Genomic DNA, 13,829 nt, shown 5'->3' with positions numbered 1-13,829 from the left:
TCGATCACAGCTTGCCGAGCAGCGCGATGATCACTTCGGCGGAGTGTTGACCCGCCACCTCGATGAAGGCATCGAAGGATTCCACCTGATCCTTGCCGGCGATGTCCGACATGGCCCGTACCACCAGATAGGGCACCTTGAACATGTGGCACACCTGGCCGATGGCGGCCCCTTCCATCTCCACCGCCAGCATCTGCGGGAAGTCGGCACGGGCTTTCGCGATGGCGTCCGGCTTGCACATGAACTGATCGCCGGTGCAGATGAGCCCGACCTTGGTCTGGTGCTTGCCTTGCTCGGCAATGCAGGCTTGTGCCAGGGCGATGAGTTTTTCGTCGCAAGGGAAGGCGGCGGGCTGCTGGGCCATCTGGCCCATTTCGTAACCGAAGGCGGTCACGTCCACGTCGTGGAAGCGCATCTCGCTCGCGATGACCACGTCACCGATGTGCAGATCCTGGGCGAAGCCGCCGGCAGAACCGGTGTTGATGACGCAATCGGGAGCGAACTTCTCCAGCAGCAGGCTGGTGGCGACGCTGGCGGCGACCTTGCCGATGCCGGAGCGGGTCAGGATCACCTCTTTACCGGCCAGCTTGCCCTGATAGAACTCGCAGCCGCCCAGTTGCAGGGTGGTGGGCTCGCTCAGCTGGCTGCGCAGGAGGGCCACTTCCTGCTCCATGGCGCCGATAATACCTACTTTCATCATCTACCTCGTCTCGATGGCCGCTGGGCCGAAAAAGTTGGCGTGGATGATAGCAAAACTTGGCGGTGGCGCCGAGCATTGCGATGGTGTGGATGGGGGGTCAGAGATGGCGCTCGACCAGAGCCGCCAACTCGCCCTTTTCCGCCAGCCGTTGCAGGGGGCGGGTGAACAGGGCCAGCGGCTCGGAGAACGCTTCGTGTGAGAACAAGGCGTGCACGGGGGCTGACGTGTTATCCCAGCGCGGTATCCAGCGTCATCATCAGGGCGAAGCCGACCATGAGGCCCAGAGTGGCGTGGGTCTGATGGCCATTGCGGTGGGTTTCGGGGATCACCTCGTGGGAGACTACGAACAGCATGGCGCCGGCGGCGAGCCCGAGCCCCACGGGGTAGGCGATGGCCATGCCGCTGGCGAGTCCGACCCCGAGCAGGGCGCCGAGCGGTTCCAGCAGGCCGCTGCCGATGGCGACCAGCACGGCCACCGGCGGGCGAAAACCGGCTGCGCACATGGCCAGCGCCACCGCCAGCCCTTCGGGAATGTCCTGCAGGGCAATGGCGGTCGTGAGGGGCAGTCCCACCGTCATGTCTCCCTGGGAGAAGCTGACCCCGATGGCCATGCCTTCGGGCAGGTTGTGCAGGGCGATGGCGAAGACGAACAGCCAGACCCGTGAGCAGCTCTCATGGCCGGGACCACAGGGGCCGGTCTTGTCGTGTTCGTGAGGGGTGAATTGATCCAGTCCCAGCATCAGCAGCACCCCGAGGGTCATGCCGGCCACCACCACGGCGGCGGCGAGGAAGCCGTCACCCGTGATCCCCTCGGCGGCCTCGAGCCCCGGCAGCAGCAGGGAGAAGGCACTCGCCGCCAGCATCATGCCGGCGGCGAACCCCAGCATGGCATCCTCCACCCGTTGGGGTACGGCGCGCAGGAACAGGGCAGGCAGGGCGCCCAGCGCCGTGGCGGCAAACCCCGCAGCGCCGCCGATGAGGCCATAGCGTACCCCGGGCGTGATCTCCCCTGCTGCCAGCATGACGAGACTCTGCACCAGGAGCAGCAGGACGGCGACCAGGGCGAGCAGCAGCCCCAGGGCGATGAGGGGGCGATCCGCTATCTGCTCGCGCAGTTGGACAGACCAGGAAGGGGAGAGGGTCGATACGTTGTCCATGGGGCCTCTGAAGACAGGAATGGGGAGAGACGAGCGGCCATTACATAACCTGGCCCCTGCTTTGTCCATGACGGCGGACCGATTGTGGCAATCGGCTCAAGTTTTGCGTCGAGCTGGTCGCTCCTGTGCTGGCAGCCTCGTGGCGGGCACAAGGCCCGGCGTGGGGCGAGCGGGAAGCAAGGGATCCCCTCTCTTCGCTCCCATCGTCATTTCCCGTCAGGAGTCTCGGGTCACCGCTTACACGGATGTGATCATTGTGTCACTGCACATCTGCAGTCGAGGATCACCAGCCAACATGTCTTACAAGCATCTCTCCATCGGCAAGAAGATTGCCGCCGTCTTTGCGGTCATTGCCGTCATCAACGCAGTCTTCGGCCTGTTTCTCGCCACCGAACTGCGGGACATTCGGGATCGGGTATTGAACTTCACCGACTCCACCCTGCCAAGCGTGCTCTCGGTGGACAACCTGCTCTATGACGTCTCCTATGTGCGCCGTGCCCAGTTTGCCCTGCTGATGGTGGAAGATGCCGTCGACAGGCAGGTTCGCCGCGCCCGCATCCAGGAGAGCCTGGGCAAGGTGCAGCAGGTCATGGATGCCTACGAGGCAACCGTGGGGGCCGAGCATGAACGCCAGGCCTTCAACCGCGTCAAGCAGCAGTGGCTGCAATATCTGGGGGCCGTCAACCAGGTGGATGCCCTGTTGTTCCAGGGCAGCAGGGATGAGGCCAGGGAGGCGCTGTTTCGCTCGAACGGACTCTACACCGAGCTGGAGCTGGCGGTGCGTGCCCTGGTGAAGGTGAATCTTGGCTTTGTGGAAGAGAACCGTGGCAGTCTGCTTGGCAGCGTCACCATGGTGATGACCTTTGCCGTGGTGAGCATCGCGACCCTGCTGATCTTCATGGGGGTCATGACCTGGTTCCTCACCCGCCAGATCTGCCTGCCCCTGCAAGCCGTGGTGGCCCAGGCCAATGCCATCGCCCTGGGAGATCTGACCCATCGGCTGGATCGCCAGCACATCGGGCAGGACGAACTGGGGATGCTGGCCAGCGCCTCCCTCAAGATGCAGGACAACCTGCGTGGGCTCATCGAGGAGGTGGCCGCCGCCGTGACCCAGCTGGGGGCCGCCATCGAGGAGGTGAGCGCGGTCTCCGAGCAATCATCCCAGGGGATCCTGAGCCAGCAGCAGGAGATAGCCCAGGTCGCCACCGCCATGGCCCAGATGAAGGCGACGGTAGCGGATGTGGCGGGCAACACCGAGGTGGCCTCGGAGTCGGCAAGCTCCGCCAATGCCCTGGCTCGTCGCGGCAGTCAGGATGTGCAGGGGGCCCTGGATGCCATCACCCGGGTGGCCGGTGAGATGGAGCAGGCGGGCAACCTGGTGAGTGAACTGGAGAAAGAGTCCGCCCAGATCAACCTGGTGGTGGATGTCATTCGCGGCATTGCCGACCAGACCAACCTGCTGGCACTCAATGCCGCCATCGAGGCGGCCCGTGCCGGTGAGCAGGGGCGCGGCTTTGCGGTGGTGGCCGACGAGGTGCGCACCCTGGCGGGGCGTACCCAGGCCTCCACCGGCGAAATCGTCGCCATCATCGAGACCCTGCAGGCCCGTGCCAACCGGGCGAAGTCGGTGACCGGCCAGAGTTGCGAGATGATCCGCCAGTGCGTGAGCCAGAGCGAACGCACCAGTGCGGGCATTCGTCAGATTGAAGAGGCGGTGGCCCAGATAGCCGACATGGCGATCCAGATTGCCAGTGCCTGTGGCGAGCAGGATGCGGTCTCCGATGAGCTGGGCCGCAACGTGGCGCGCATCAACGACTCCTCCAACGAGGTCGCGACCGGCGCGGATCACACCGCCAAAGCCTGTCTGGAGCTGAGCCAGCTGGCGGCGGGTCTGCGCCAGAGCATGGGGCGCTTCCGTCTGGCCTGACGGTGGCCGCAGCCAATGAAAACGGGGCCCTGGGCCCCGTTGTTTTTCTCACCGCCAGGCGGCGTGGGCTCAGGCGCCCAGGCCGGTACCGGCGTCTTTCTTGGCAATCAGCTCAATCTTGTAACCGTCCGGATCTTCCACGAAGGCGATCACGGTGGTGCCGCCCTTGACCGGGCCCGGCTCGCGGGTGATCTTGGCGCCGGCGGCGCGCAGCGCCTCGCAGGTGGCGTAGATGTCGTCCGCTTCCAGGGCGATGTGGCCATAGGCGGAACCGATCTCGTACTCGCTCACCCCCCAGTTGTAGGTGAGCTCGATGACGGCTTCATCCTTCTCGTCGCCGTAGCCGACGAAGGCCAGGGTGTACTTGTATTCGCTGTTCTCGCTCTTGCGCAGCAGTGTCATGCCCAGCACTCGGGTGTAGAAGTCGATGGAACGTTGCAGATCGCCGACGCGCAACATGGTATGCAGAATTCTCATTGCTCAATTCTCCGGGTTGGTGGATTGGTACTGCCTTGAATCCATGGCCCGAGACCGGATCCGCAGAGGCCTGCAGATCAACTCTCGGGATAGACCTTCTCTTTGTATTCGCACAAATCTTCGATGATGCAGGAGCCGCAGCGGGGCTTGCGGGCGAGACAGGTGTAGCGCCCGTGCAGGATGAGCCAGTGGTGCACGTCCAGCTTGAACTCGGCGGGGACCACCTTGAGCAGCTTCTCCTCCACCTGATCGACGTTCTTGCCCACGGCAAAGCCGGTGCGGTTGGAGACCCGGAAGATATGGGTGTCGACGGCGATGGTGGGCCAGCCGAAGGCGGTGTTGAGCACCACGTTGGCCGTCTTGCGGCCGACGCCGGGCAGGGCCTCGAGGGCCTCGCGATTCTCCGGCACCTCGCCGCCGTGGCGCTCCAGCAAAATGGCGCAGGTCTTGATGACGTTTTCGGCCTTGGTGTTGAACAGGCCGATGGTCTTGATGTACTCCTTGACCCCGTCCACCCCCAGATCCAGCATGGCCTGGGGGGTGTTGGCCACCGGATAGAGCTTGTCGGTGGCCTTGTTGACGCTGACATCGGTGGCCTGGGCCGAGAGCAGCACGGCGATGAGCAGCTCGAAGGGCGTGGTGAAGTTGAGCTCTGTGGTGGGATGGGGGTTGCCATCGCGCAACCGCTCCAGGATCAGCCTGCGTTTCTGGTTGTTCATGGCTCTCTCTTGTCTCAGAGCTGGGTCGTGCGGGCGCCCGCCGCCGGCACGGTGCAGTGGGCCTTCTCGGCACTCTGCTTGCGGCCCATCCAGTCGTTGATGGCGTTTTTGCCGGCGATCATCAAACCGAGGCCGATGAAGCCGCCGGGGGGCAGGATCGCCAGCAGCAGGCTGGCGTCGGCGTGGAACAGCTCGACGCGCAATGACTTGGCCCAGTCACCCAGCAGCAGCTCGGCACCGTCAAACAGGGTGCCCATGCCGATGATCTCGCGAAGGCCCCCCAGTACCAGCAGCACCAGGGTAAAGCCCAGCCCCATCATGAAGCCGTCGAGGGCGGCAAGCAGGGGCGGGTTCTTGGAGGCATAGGCTTCGGCACGGCCGATGATGACGCAGTTGGTGACGATGAGGGCGATGAAGATGCCGAGCGCCTGATAGAGGCCGTAGGTGTAGGCGTTCATCAACAGCTGCACGCTGGTCACCAGGGCCGCGATGATCATCACGTAGACCGGGATGCGGATATCCTTGGGCACCCAGTTGCGGACCAGGGAGACGGCGAGGTTGGAGCAGACCAGTACCACCATGGTGGCAAGGCCGAGCCCCAGCGCATTGGTAAAGGTGGAGGAGACCGCCAGGGTGGGGCAGAGCCCCAGCACCTGCACCAGAGAGGGGTTGTTCTTCCACAGCCCCTGCAGCATCAGCTCCTTGAGCTCTTCGCGGCGGCCACTTTCCCCGGCGGGTTGGCTGGCCGTGTCAATCACGTCGACTTGTTCCATTGCGTGTGCTCCGGCGTTAGGGGTTGGTATGGCAGGAGGGGGCATCGTGCAGCAGTTCGGGGTGCTCCTGTTGCAGCCTCAGCAAATTTTTCACCGCCTTGACCACGGCCCGCGGGGTGATGGTGGCTCCGGTGAAGGCGTCGAATTCGCCGCCATCCTTCTTCACCGCCCAGGTGGCGTCGTTGTCGGCCGTGAGGGACTTGCCGGTGAAGCTTTCGATCCAGCTGGATTTCTTCAGCTCTATCTTGTCACCAAGCCCCGGGGTTTCCTTGTGGGCCAGCACCCTGACCGCGCTGACGGCCCCCTTTGCATCGGTGCCGACCACCAGACGAATGGCTCCACTGTAACCATCGGGGGCCACGGTTTCCAGCGCGTAGCCGGTGTGCACCCCCTTGAGGGTGGCGGTATAGAGGGGCATGGGCTCATCGCTGCCCAGGTATTCCCGGCTGCTGACCAGCTTGCAACTGGCCACCAGATCGTTGTCATAACTCCCCTCGGGCAGCAGGGCCTGCAGGGTGCGCAGCTTCTCCAGCTCTTGCTGGTGGGCGATGCGATCCCGGGTCAGTTCGTTGGTCAGCACCACCATGGCGGTGCAGCCGAGGGCAAAGAGGGCCAGGGTCAGGCCATTCTTGCGCATGCTTTTCAACATGGGAGGCTCCCTGTCTCGCGTCTGCGGCAATTCAGATGTGGGTTCATTTGCGACGGGCTCCATAGACCTTGGGGCGGGTCAGACTGTCAATCAGGGGAACGCACAGGTTGGCCAGCAACACGGCGAAGGCGAAGGCATCCGGATAGCCGCCAAAACGGCGGATGACATAGACCAGCACGCCGATGAGCACACCGTAGACGAGGCGCCCCTTTGCGGTGGTGCTGGCACTCACCGGATCGGTGGCGATGAAGAAGGCCCCGAGCATGGTGGCACCGCTGAACAGGTGCAGCATGGGGGTGGCGGTGGCATCCGGGGTGGCCAGATAGCCCAGGGTGGCAGCGAGCAGCAATGCGCCCAGCACGGCAGTCGGAATGCGCCAGTTGATCACTTTCTGCTGGAGCAGGAAGAGGCCTCCCAGCAGGTAGCCGAGGTTGACCCAGCTCCAGCCGATGCCACCCCAGCCCTCGAAGACCTTGTGGGTCATCACTTCGGTGGCGGTCAGCCCCTGGGTCAGCCCGGTCTTTAAGGTATCCAGCGGCGTGGCCATGGTCAGGCCATCCACCCCCTGCTTGAGCTGCAGCATGCTGTAGCCGTCGAGGCTGAAGCCGGTGAAGATCACCGAGGCCGCATCGGCGAAGCCGATGTCGTAGGCGGCGATGCTTGAAGGGGGCAGCCAGCTGGTCATCTGGACCGGGAAGGAGACCAGCAGCAGCACATAGGCCACCATGGCAGGATTGAACAGGTTCTGACCGAGCCCGCCATAGAGATGCTTGGCGATGATGATGGCGAACGCCGTGCCCAGCACCAGCATCCACCAGGGCAGCAGGGGGGGCAGGGAGAGACCGATGAGCACGGCGGTCAGGGCCGCGCTGCCATCCAGCAGGGCCGGTTTGACGGGCCGGCCGCGCAGGCGAAGGACCAGGGCCTCCGAACCCAGGGCCGTGACCAGCGCCAGCAGGATCTGGATCAGGGTCCCCCAGCCGAAGAACCAGGTCTGCGCCAGGAAGCCGGGCAGGCAGGCCAGGATCACCAGCACCATCAGGGTCTGGGTCTGTTTGCGGTTGTGGGCAAAGGGCGCACTCGCGATATTGAACATGGATCAGTGGCTCTTGTCGGTCGAAGGGGAGGAGGCAGCCTCGGCCGCCAGCTTCTTGGCTTTGGCCCGGGCGATGGCGGCGGCAATGGCCGCCTTCTTGGGGTCCACCTCGGCGGCGGGTCCGGATGCGGCGGCAGGGGCCTCGGCGGTGGCGGTATCGCTTGTGTTTGCGGAGATGCCACCTGCGTCCAGCGGTGCGTCACCTTGCGCCTGGGCGGCTTTCTTGGCCTTGGCCCGGGCGATGGCGGCGGCGATGGCCGCCTTCTTGGGGTCCACCTCGGCGGCGGGCTCGGATGCGGCGGCCGGGGCCTCAACGGCGTGTTCGCTTGTGTTCACGGATGTCTTATCCGCGTCCGGCGGTGCGTCACCTTGGGCCTGGGCGGCTTTCTTGGCCTTGGCCCGGGCGATGGCGGCGGCAATGGCCGCCTTCTTGGGATCCACCTCGGCGGCGGGCACGGATGCGGCGGCCAGGGCCTCAACGGCGTGTTCGCTTGTGTTCACAGATGTCTCACCCGCGGCCACCGGCCCATCACCTTGCGCCTGGGCGGCTTTCTTGGCCTTGGCCCGGGCGATGGCGGCGGCAATGGCCGCCTTCTTGGGGTCCACCTCGGCGGCGGGCTCGGATGCGGCGGCAGGGGCCTCAACGGCGTGTTCGCTTGTGTTCACGGATGTCTCGCCCGCGACCACAGGCCCATCACCTTGCGCCTGAGCAGCCTTCTTGGCCTTGGCCCGGGCGATGGCGGCGGCAATGGCCGCCTTCTTGGGATCCACCTCGGCGGCGGGCTCGGATGCGGCGGCCGGGGCCTCAACGGCGTGTTCGGTTGTGTTCACAGATGTCTCACCTGCGACCACCGGCCCGTCACCTTGCGCCTGGGCGGCTTTCTTGGCCTTGGCCCGTGCCAGGGCGGCGGCGATGGCGGCCTTCTTGGGATCCAGCTCTGCCTTGGAATGTTGCTCCCCTGGTGCCGGGGTGTCAGCCAGCCCATTGCCCTCGCCATTGGCGGCCTTGGCGGCACGACGGGCGATGGCCTCCTGCTTGCGCGCCTCACGGGCGGCAATCATGGCCTCGTTGTCCGGTGCGGGTTCACTCACGGCCACCTGGGCCGTCTCCTGTTTGGCCTTGATGCGGGCCAGGGCGGCGGCGACCGGATCTTCGCCCCCGGCCGTCGTCATGGCCTGGCGACGCTGGGCTGCGGCCTCGGCGTGGCGGGCTTCGCGGGCCGCCTTCTCACGCTCGAAGCGAGCCTGCTTGGCCTCGAAGCGCTGCTTGGCGCGCTCGGCCTTCTCGGCCTCGGCACGGGCCTCGCGGATGTCATCCTTGGCGATCTTGTAGTACTGCACCAGGGGGATTTCGCTCGGGCAGACCCAGGCACAGGCGCCGCACTCGATACAGTCAAAGAGGTTGAGCTTCTCGGCCTTGTCGTACTCCTTGACCCGGCTGTACCAGTAAAGCTCCTGGGGCAGCAGGGTGGCGGGGCAGGCATCGGCGCAGGCACTGCAACGGATGCAGGCTTGTTCCGGGCCGGGGGGCGGCAGTTCGGCGCGGGTGGGGGAGAGCAGGCAGTTGGTGGCCTTGACCACGGGGACCATGGCGTGGGGCAGGGTGAAGCCCATCATGGGGCCCCCCATGATCACCCGCTGATCCGCCTCCGGTTGCAGCTCGAAACGCTGGAGCAGCCAGCGTACCGGCGTGCCCAGACGCACCCAGGCATTGCCGGGTTTCTTGAAGGCGTCGCCGGTGAGGGTGACGATGCGCTCGATGAGCGGCTCCCCATCGATGATGGCGCGCTTGATGGCAAAGACGGTGGCGACGTTGAGCACCATGATGCCCATGTCCACCGCCCGGCCTCCCTTGGGCACCTGGCGTCCGGTGAGCAGCTCTATGGTCTGTTTGGCGCCGCCGGAGGGGTACTTGGTCGGTACCGACTTGACCAGTACGTCGGCGTCGCTGGCATGGCGGGTCAGGGCCTCGATGGCCGCCGGTTTGTTGTCTTCCACTCCGATCAGAGTGAGCTTGGGCTTGAGCAGGTGCTTGAGTACCCGGATGCCGTCCATGATCTCGTCGGCGTACTCCTGCATCAACCTGTCATCCGTGGTGATGTAGGGTTCGCACTCCAGCCCGTTGACGATGAGGATCTCGGTGAGCTGGCCACGGCCGTCGAGCTTGCTGTGGGTCGGGAAGACGGCGCCGCCGAGCCCGGCGATGCCGGCCTGCTGGATGCGCTCGAGCAACTCCCCCCGCTCCAGGTTCCAGTAGTCAGGCTGGGGTGTGCGCTCGCCCCAGGCATCGTCTCCGTCCGGGGTGAGGAGGATGCAGAGATCGTCAAGACCGGAGGGGTGCGCCACCGTGTGCTGCTCGATGGCGGTGATGGTGCCCGAGGTGGAAGCGTGCACCGGCACGATGCGTCCCTTGTCAAAACGGGTGAGGGGTTGCCCCTTCTTGACCTTGTCCCCCACCCGCACCAGCAGTTCGCCGGCCGGACCCGCGTGCTGGCGCACCGGAATGATGAGCTGGGGGGGAAGGCCCGCGTCAACGACGGGGGTCAGGCTGGACTGGTGCTTGTTCTCGGGGGGATGGATGCCGCCGTGAAAATCCCACAGAGTGCCGGCTTTGATGCGTTCGAGCAGATGCTGCATGGTTACTCCGCTGTTTATTCCACTATCTTGACCGGAATGGCGACCTTGGCCAGATCCCATTTCCAGTTGTCGACCGTGGTCGGCACCGGGATCATTTCGATACAGTCGGTCGGGCAGGGGTCGACGCAGAGGTCGCACCCGGTGCACTCGGCCGCGATGACGGTGTGCATCGCCTTGGTGGCACCCAGGATGGCGTCGACCGGACAGGCCTGGATGCACTTGGTGCAACCGATGCACATGTCTTCGTGAATGAAGGCCACCTTCTTGACGGGGATTGCCGCGTCTTCACCGCCGTCCAGAGACTGGGGCTCGACCCCCATCAGGTCGGCAATCTTGCGCATGGTGGCGTCGCCACCGGGCACGCACTTGTTGATCTTGTCGCCATTGGCCAGGGCTTCTGCGTAGGGTTTGCAGCCCGGGTAACCGCACTGGCCGCACTGGGTCTGGGGCAACAGAGCATCGAGCTGATCGACGATGGGATCGGCCTGCACATGAAACTTGACGGCGGCAAAGCCGAGAATGATGCCGAAGGCCAGGGCAAGCAGGGCCAGCACCAGAATGGCAAAGAGTATGTGAATCATAGCGTTATATCTTGATGAGGCCGGTAAAGCCCATGAAGGCCAGCGACATCAGGCCAGCGGTGACCATGGCGATGGAGACGCCACGAAACGGTGCCGGCACGTCGGCGGCCACCAGCCGCTCACGCATGGCGGCAAACAGGATCAGCACCAGGGAGAAGCCGACGGCGGCCCCGAAGCCGTAGATGATGCTCTGGATGAAGTTGTGGCGCTCGTTGATGCTGAGCAGCGCCACGCCGAGCACGGCACAGTTGGTGGTGATGAGCGGCAGGAAGATGCCGAGCAGGCGATAGAGGGTCGGGCTGCTCTTGCGGATCACCATCTCGGTGAACTGGACCACCACGGCGATCACCAGAATGAAGCCCAGGGTGCGCAGGTAGGCGATCTCCAGCGGGATCAGGATGTAGTGCTCCATCAGATAGGAGCAGGCGCTGGCCAGCGTCATGACGAAGGTGGTGGCCAGACCCATGCCGATGGCGGTTTCCAGCTTGCCGGAGACACCCATGAAGGGGCAAAGGCCGAGGAACTTCACCAGCACGAAGTTGTTGATCAGCACGGTGCCGACCAGTAAAAGCAGGTACTCAGTCATTGAAGATGGGTTATCCGGTATGAAGGCGGCCGTATTATCTGATGTTAGGTGCCTTTAGACAACCGCAAGGCCGTATGGTTATTATTCGAATGCCCAATTCATGGAGGCATTGTGCGCCTTTTACCCGTCCTGACGCTGACCCTGGCCATGCTGCTCTGGTCCAGCTCCTTCATCGCCCTCAAACATGTGCTGGAGATCTGGTCCTTCGGTCAGGTGCTCTTTATGCGGATGGGGGTGGCGTCCTGTTGCTGGCTGCTTTGCTACCGCCAGCTTGGCCGCGTCACTTACCAGAAGGGGGATTGGCGCTGGTTGGCCCTGATGGGGGCGCTTGAGCCCTGCCTCTACTTCCTTCTTGAAGTCAACGCCCTGCGTTACACCAGTGCCGGCCAGGCCGGCATGGTCTGTGCCCTGCTTCCCCTGATGGTGGCCCTGGTGGCCTTCGTACTGCTTGGAGAGCGGGTGAGTCGCCGCCAACTGCTGGGCTTTGCCATCGCCATCGTTGGCATCGCCCTGCTGGGGTTGGGGGAGGGCGCCGACGAGTTCGCTCCCAACGCCCTGCTCGGCAACAGCCTGGAGATGGGCGCCATGCTCTGCGCCGCCACCTATTCCGTGGTATTCAAGAAGCTCTCCAGCCGCTACGGCGTGATGACACTGACGGCGTTGCAGGCCTTCGTCGGCACGCTCTTCTTCGCGCCCTTTGCCTTCAGTGCGCCCTGGCCCGCGAGCTGGGCCTGGCAGGACATGGGGGTCATCCTCTTCCTCGGTGCCTTCGTGACCCTGGGTGCCTACCTGCTCTACAACTGGTCGGTGACCCAGGTGAAGGTGACCCTGGCGGCTGCCTATGTGAACCTCATACCGGTCTTTACCCTGCTGCTCGCCTATCTGCTGCTGGGAGAGACGCTCACTGCCCTGCAATGGGTGGCCTGTGCCGCCGTGCTGGCCGGCATCGGGGTGGGCCAACTGCCGTCCGGCAGGAAGCGTGCGCAGGCAGTCGCCACCGGGGGATGAGTCGCCGTCATTGGGCTACAGTCTGGGTAGGGAAACACGCTGTCTAAGAAGGAGCCGACCGATGAGCGACATGCACTTGCTGGCCGCGGCCAAAAGCCTGTTGAGCCATCCCCCCTTTACCCTGGCCGATGCCAGAGCCCTGGAGGCGCTGGAAGAGGAAGCTGTGGAGGAGGAGGGGCTCTGCATCGCCGCGCTATGGGACATCGCCCTCGCGCTGGCGGACGAGGAAGCCAGACACTATCTCCTGGGGGATGGCTGAGCGGGTTTCGGGTGGGCGGACAGCAATGACAACGGGGGGCCTGGGCCCCCCGTTGTCATTGGCAGCTGTCGCTCAGATGGAGAGGCTCTTGACGGTGTCCGACACCGAGTTGGCGTCCTCGATGATCTCCTTGATGACGTCGGCGATGATGGTGGCCTGCTCCTGACCTGCCACCGCCTTGTCGGAGACGACGGAGACGGTCTGGGTGATCTGGGAGGTGATCTCCGAGTTGTGCTTGATGACGGTGACGATCTCGCTGGTGGAGCTGGAAGTGCGCGCCGCCAGTTGCCTCACCTCGTCGGCCACGACCGCGAATCCCCGTCCCTGTTCCCCGGCGCGGGCCGCCTCGATGGCCGCGTTGAGGGCCAGCAGATTGGTCTGATCCGCGATGCCGCTGATGGTGGAGATGATGGATTCGATGCTCCTGGATTGCTGGTTGAGCTGCTCTATCTGTTTGCTGACCGCATTGACCGAGGTGTTGATGTGAGAGGAGGTGTCGAGCACCCTGTCGATGACCTCCCGCCCCCTGGCGGCGCTCGCGACGGTTTCGCTGGCGATGGCACACGCCTTCTGGGCCGCTTCCCGGGTGGAGATGGATTTCTCCACCCGCTCGGTGATGTCGCTCGCCAGCTTGATGATTTTGACCACCTTGCCCTCGTGGTTGAAGATGGGGTTGTAGGTGGCCTCCAGCCATATCTTCTCCCCCCGGTGACCCAGACGCATGAAAAGCCCGGACTTGATGTCACCCGAGCCGAGATCCTGCCAGAAATGGGGGTTGTTCTGGTAGAACTCGGTGTCACAGAAGAGACGATGATGCTTGCCGACCACCTCTTCCAGCCGGTAACCAAAGCAGTTGAGGAAATTCTGGTTGGCGGTGATGACGGTGCCATCGGGTTGGAAATCGATGACCGCCAGGGACTTGTCCAGGGCTGCCAGCAGGGCCTGGGTGCGCTCCAGGGTGGATTGCTGCTGGGTCACGTCGGAGGCGACCTTGGCGATCCGCACCACCTTGCCGTCGATCACGATGGGGAAATAGGTCGCCTCCAGCCACACGGCCTTGCCGGATTTCGACTGGCGAATGAAGCGGCCGCTGCGGGAGACGCCGTGGCGCAGATCCTGCCACAAGGTCTCGTAATCCCGGGTATTGACGTCGTCGGGGAAGCAGAGGGTGCTGTGATGCTTGGGAAGGTGCGAACAAGTCCCTGATATGAGATCATGTTTGTCATCTGGAGCCATGGAACAGGGTTCATCATGAGTCAT

The 13,829-nt window shown here is 64.3% G+C and carries 15 protein-coding genes; 4 read left to right on the top strand and 11 right to left on the bottom strand.

Annotation, left to right across the window (positions count from 1 at the left end; genetic code table 11):
- Nucleotides 1–4: 4 nt before the first annotated feature.
- Nucleotides 5–697: a 5'-methylthioadenosine/S-adenosylhomocysteine nucleosidase gene (mtnN, locus tag PG887_RS08920; RefSeq protein WP_223954959.1), complete on the bottom strand. Its 693-nt coding sequence runs from the start codon at nucleotides 695–697 to the stop codon at nucleotides 5–7.
- Between the two features lie 46 nt (nucleotides 698–743).
- On the opposite strand from mtnN, the gene PG887_RS08915 reads away from it, so the two are divergent.
- Nucleotides 744–899 carry a hypothetical protein gene (locus PG887_RS08915; RefSeq protein ID WP_223954960.1) on the top strand — a complete coding sequence of 52 codons (156 nt, stop codon included), beginning with the start codon at nucleotides 744–746 and terminating at the stop codon, nucleotides 897–899.
- Nucleotides 900–927: 28 nt separating this feature from the next.
- Here PG887_RS08915 and PG887_RS08910 read toward each other — a convergent pair whose 3' ends face one another.
- Nucleotides 928–1,857 (bottom strand): ZIP family metal transporter, encoded by a 930-nt coding sequence (locus PG887_RS08910; protein WP_270821515.1) that lies wholly within the window; start codon nucleotides 1,855–1,857, stop codon nucleotides 928–930.
- A gap of 295 nt (nucleotides 1,858–2,152) precedes the next feature.
- On the opposite strand from PG887_RS08910, the gene PG887_RS08905 reads away from it, so the two are divergent.
- On the top strand, nucleotides 2,153–3,784 hold the full coding sequence (locus PG887_RS08905) for a methyl-accepting chemotaxis protein (protein ID WP_042879119.1): 1,632 nt from the start codon (nucleotides 2,153–2,155) through the stop codon (nucleotides 3,782–3,784).
- Nucleotides 3,785–3,853: 69 nt separating this feature from the next.
- On the opposite strand, the gene gloA is transcribed toward PG887_RS08905, so the two are convergent.
- From gloA to rsxA, 8 genes are all read right to left on the bottom strand, one after another.
- Nucleotides 3,854–4,261 carry a lactoylglutathione lyase gene (gene gloA / locus PG887_RS08900; protein WP_128313719.1) on the bottom strand — a complete coding sequence of 136 codons (408 nt, stop codon included), beginning with the start codon at nucleotides 4,259–4,261 and terminating at the stop codon, nucleotides 3,854–3,856.
- 77 nt (nucleotides 4,262–4,338) lie between these two features.
- Nucleotides 4,339–4,980 carry an endonuclease III gene (gene nth, locus PG887_RS08895; protein ID WP_270821511.1) on the bottom strand — a complete coding sequence of 214 codons (642 nt, stop codon included), beginning with the start codon at nucleotides 4,978–4,980 and terminating at the stop codon, nucleotides 4,339–4,341.
- A 14-nt stretch (nucleotides 4,981–4,994) separates the two neighbouring features.
- On the bottom strand, nucleotides 4,995–5,753 hold the full coding sequence (locus PG887_RS08890) for an electron transport complex subunit E (protein WP_010674312.1): 759 nt from the start codon (nucleotides 5,751–5,753) through the stop codon (nucleotides 4,995–4,997).
- 16 nt (nucleotides 5,754–5,769) lie between these two features.
- On the bottom strand, nucleotides 5,770–6,402 hold the full coding sequence (gene rsxG / locus PG887_RS08885; RefSeq protein ID WP_270821509.1) for an electron transport complex subunit RsxG: 633 nt from the start codon (nucleotides 6,400–6,402) through the stop codon (nucleotides 5,770–5,772).
- A 43-nt stretch (nucleotides 6,403–6,445) separates the two neighbouring features.
- Complete coding sequence (rsxD, locus tag PG887_RS08880) at nucleotides 6,446–7,498, bottom strand: electron transport complex subunit RsxD (RefSeq protein WP_010674314.1); 1,053 nt, start codon at nucleotides 7,496–7,498, stop codon at nucleotides 6,446–6,448.
- A 3-nt stretch (nucleotides 7,499–7,501) separates the two neighbouring features.
- A complete protein-coding gene (gene rsxC, locus PG887_RS08875; RefSeq protein ID WP_270821508.1) occupies nucleotides 7,502–10,135 on the bottom strand; it encodes an electron transport complex subunit RsxC in 2,634 nt (877 codons plus the stop codon).
- 14 nt (nucleotides 10,136–10,149) lie between these two features.
- On the bottom strand, nucleotides 10,150–10,716 hold the full coding sequence (rsxB, locus tag PG887_RS08870; RefSeq protein ID WP_042017194.1) for an electron transport complex subunit RsxB: 567 nt from the start codon (nucleotides 10,714–10,716) through the stop codon (nucleotides 10,150–10,152).
- Nucleotides 10,717–10,720: 4 nt separating this feature from the next.
- Entirely contained in the window at nucleotides 10,721–11,302 is a 582-nt protein-coding gene (gene rsxA / locus PG887_RS08865) for an electron transport complex subunit RsxA (RefSeq protein ID WP_039038677.1), read from the bottom strand.
- Between the two features lie 111 nt (nucleotides 11,303–11,413).
- On the opposite strand from rsxA, the gene PG887_RS08860 reads away from it, so the two are divergent.
- A complete protein-coding gene (locus PG887_RS08860; protein ID WP_270821507.1) occupies nucleotides 11,414–12,310 on the top strand; it encodes a DMT family transporter in 897 nt (298 codons plus the stop codon).
- Between the two features lie 61 nt (nucleotides 12,311–12,371).
- Entirely contained in the window at nucleotides 12,372–12,569 is a 198-nt protein-coding gene (locus PG887_RS08855) for a hypothetical protein (protein WP_104455715.1), read from the top strand.
- Nucleotides 12,570–12,641: 72 nt separating this feature from the next.
- Here the strand turns inward: PG887_RS08855 and PG887_RS08850 are convergent.
- Nucleotides 12,642–13,829: methyl-accepting chemotaxis protein (locus tag PG887_RS08850; protein WP_270821505.1), on the bottom strand; the 1,188-nt coding region annotated here is incomplete at its 5' end.

It is taken from the genome of Aeromonas sp. QDB14 (assembly GCF_027707845.1).
GTDB lineage: Bacteria > Pseudomonadota > Gammaproteobacteria > Enterobacterales > Aeromonadaceae > Aeromonas > Aeromonas caviae.
The sequence above is the reverse complement of the archived record's forward strand: the minus strand, read 5'-3'. Positions and strand labels throughout refer to the sequence as shown.

Coding starts and splice junctions, on each gene's coding strand:
- rsxD (WP_010674314.1), bottom strand. CDS start 7,498: ATGTTCAATATCGCGAGTGCGCCCTTTGCCCACAACCGCAAACAGACC.
- PG887_RS08905 (WP_042879119.1), top strand. CDS start 2,153: ATGTCTTACAAGCATCTCTCCATCGGCAAGAAGATTGCCGCCGTCTTT.
- rsxC (WP_270821508.1), bottom strand. CDS start 10,135: ATGCAGCATCTGCTCGAACGCATCAAAGCCGGCACTCTGTGGGATTTT.
- rsxG (WP_270821509.1), bottom strand. CDS start 6,402: ATGTTGAAAAGCATGCGCAAGAATGGCCTGACCCTGGCCCTCTTTGCC.
- rsxB (WP_042017194.1), bottom strand. CDS start 10,716: ATGATTCACATACTCTTTGCCATTCTGGTGCTGGCCCTGCTTGCCCTG.
- mtnN (WP_223954959.1), bottom strand. CDS start 697: ATGAAAGTAGGTATTATCGGCGCCATGGAGCAGGAAGTGGCCCTCCTG.
- gloA (WP_128313719.1), bottom strand. CDS start 4,261: ATGAGAATTCTGCATACCATGTTGCGCGTCGGCGATCTGCAACGTTCC.
- nth (WP_270821511.1), bottom strand. CDS start 4,980: ATGAACAACCAGAAACGCAGGCTGATCCTGGAGCGGTTGCGCGATGGC.
- rsxA (WP_039038677.1), bottom strand. CDS start 11,302: ATGACTGAGTACCTGCTTTTACTGGTCGGCACCGTGCTGATCAACAAC.
- PG887_RS08890 (WP_010674312.1), bottom strand. CDS start 5,753: ATGGAACAAGTCGACGTGATTGACACGGCCAGCCAACCCGCCGGGGAA.
- PG887_RS08915 (WP_223954960.1), top strand. CDS start 744: ATGATAGCAAAACTTGGCGGTGGCGCCGAGCATTGCGATGGTGTGGAT.
- PG887_RS08910 (WP_270821515.1), bottom strand. CDS start 1,857: ATGGACAACGTATCGACCCTCTCCCCTTCCTGGTCTGTCCAACTGCGC.
- PG887_RS08855 (WP_104455715.1), top strand. CDS start 12,372: ATGAGCGACATGCACTTGCTGGCCGCGGCCAAAAGCCTGTTGAGCCAT.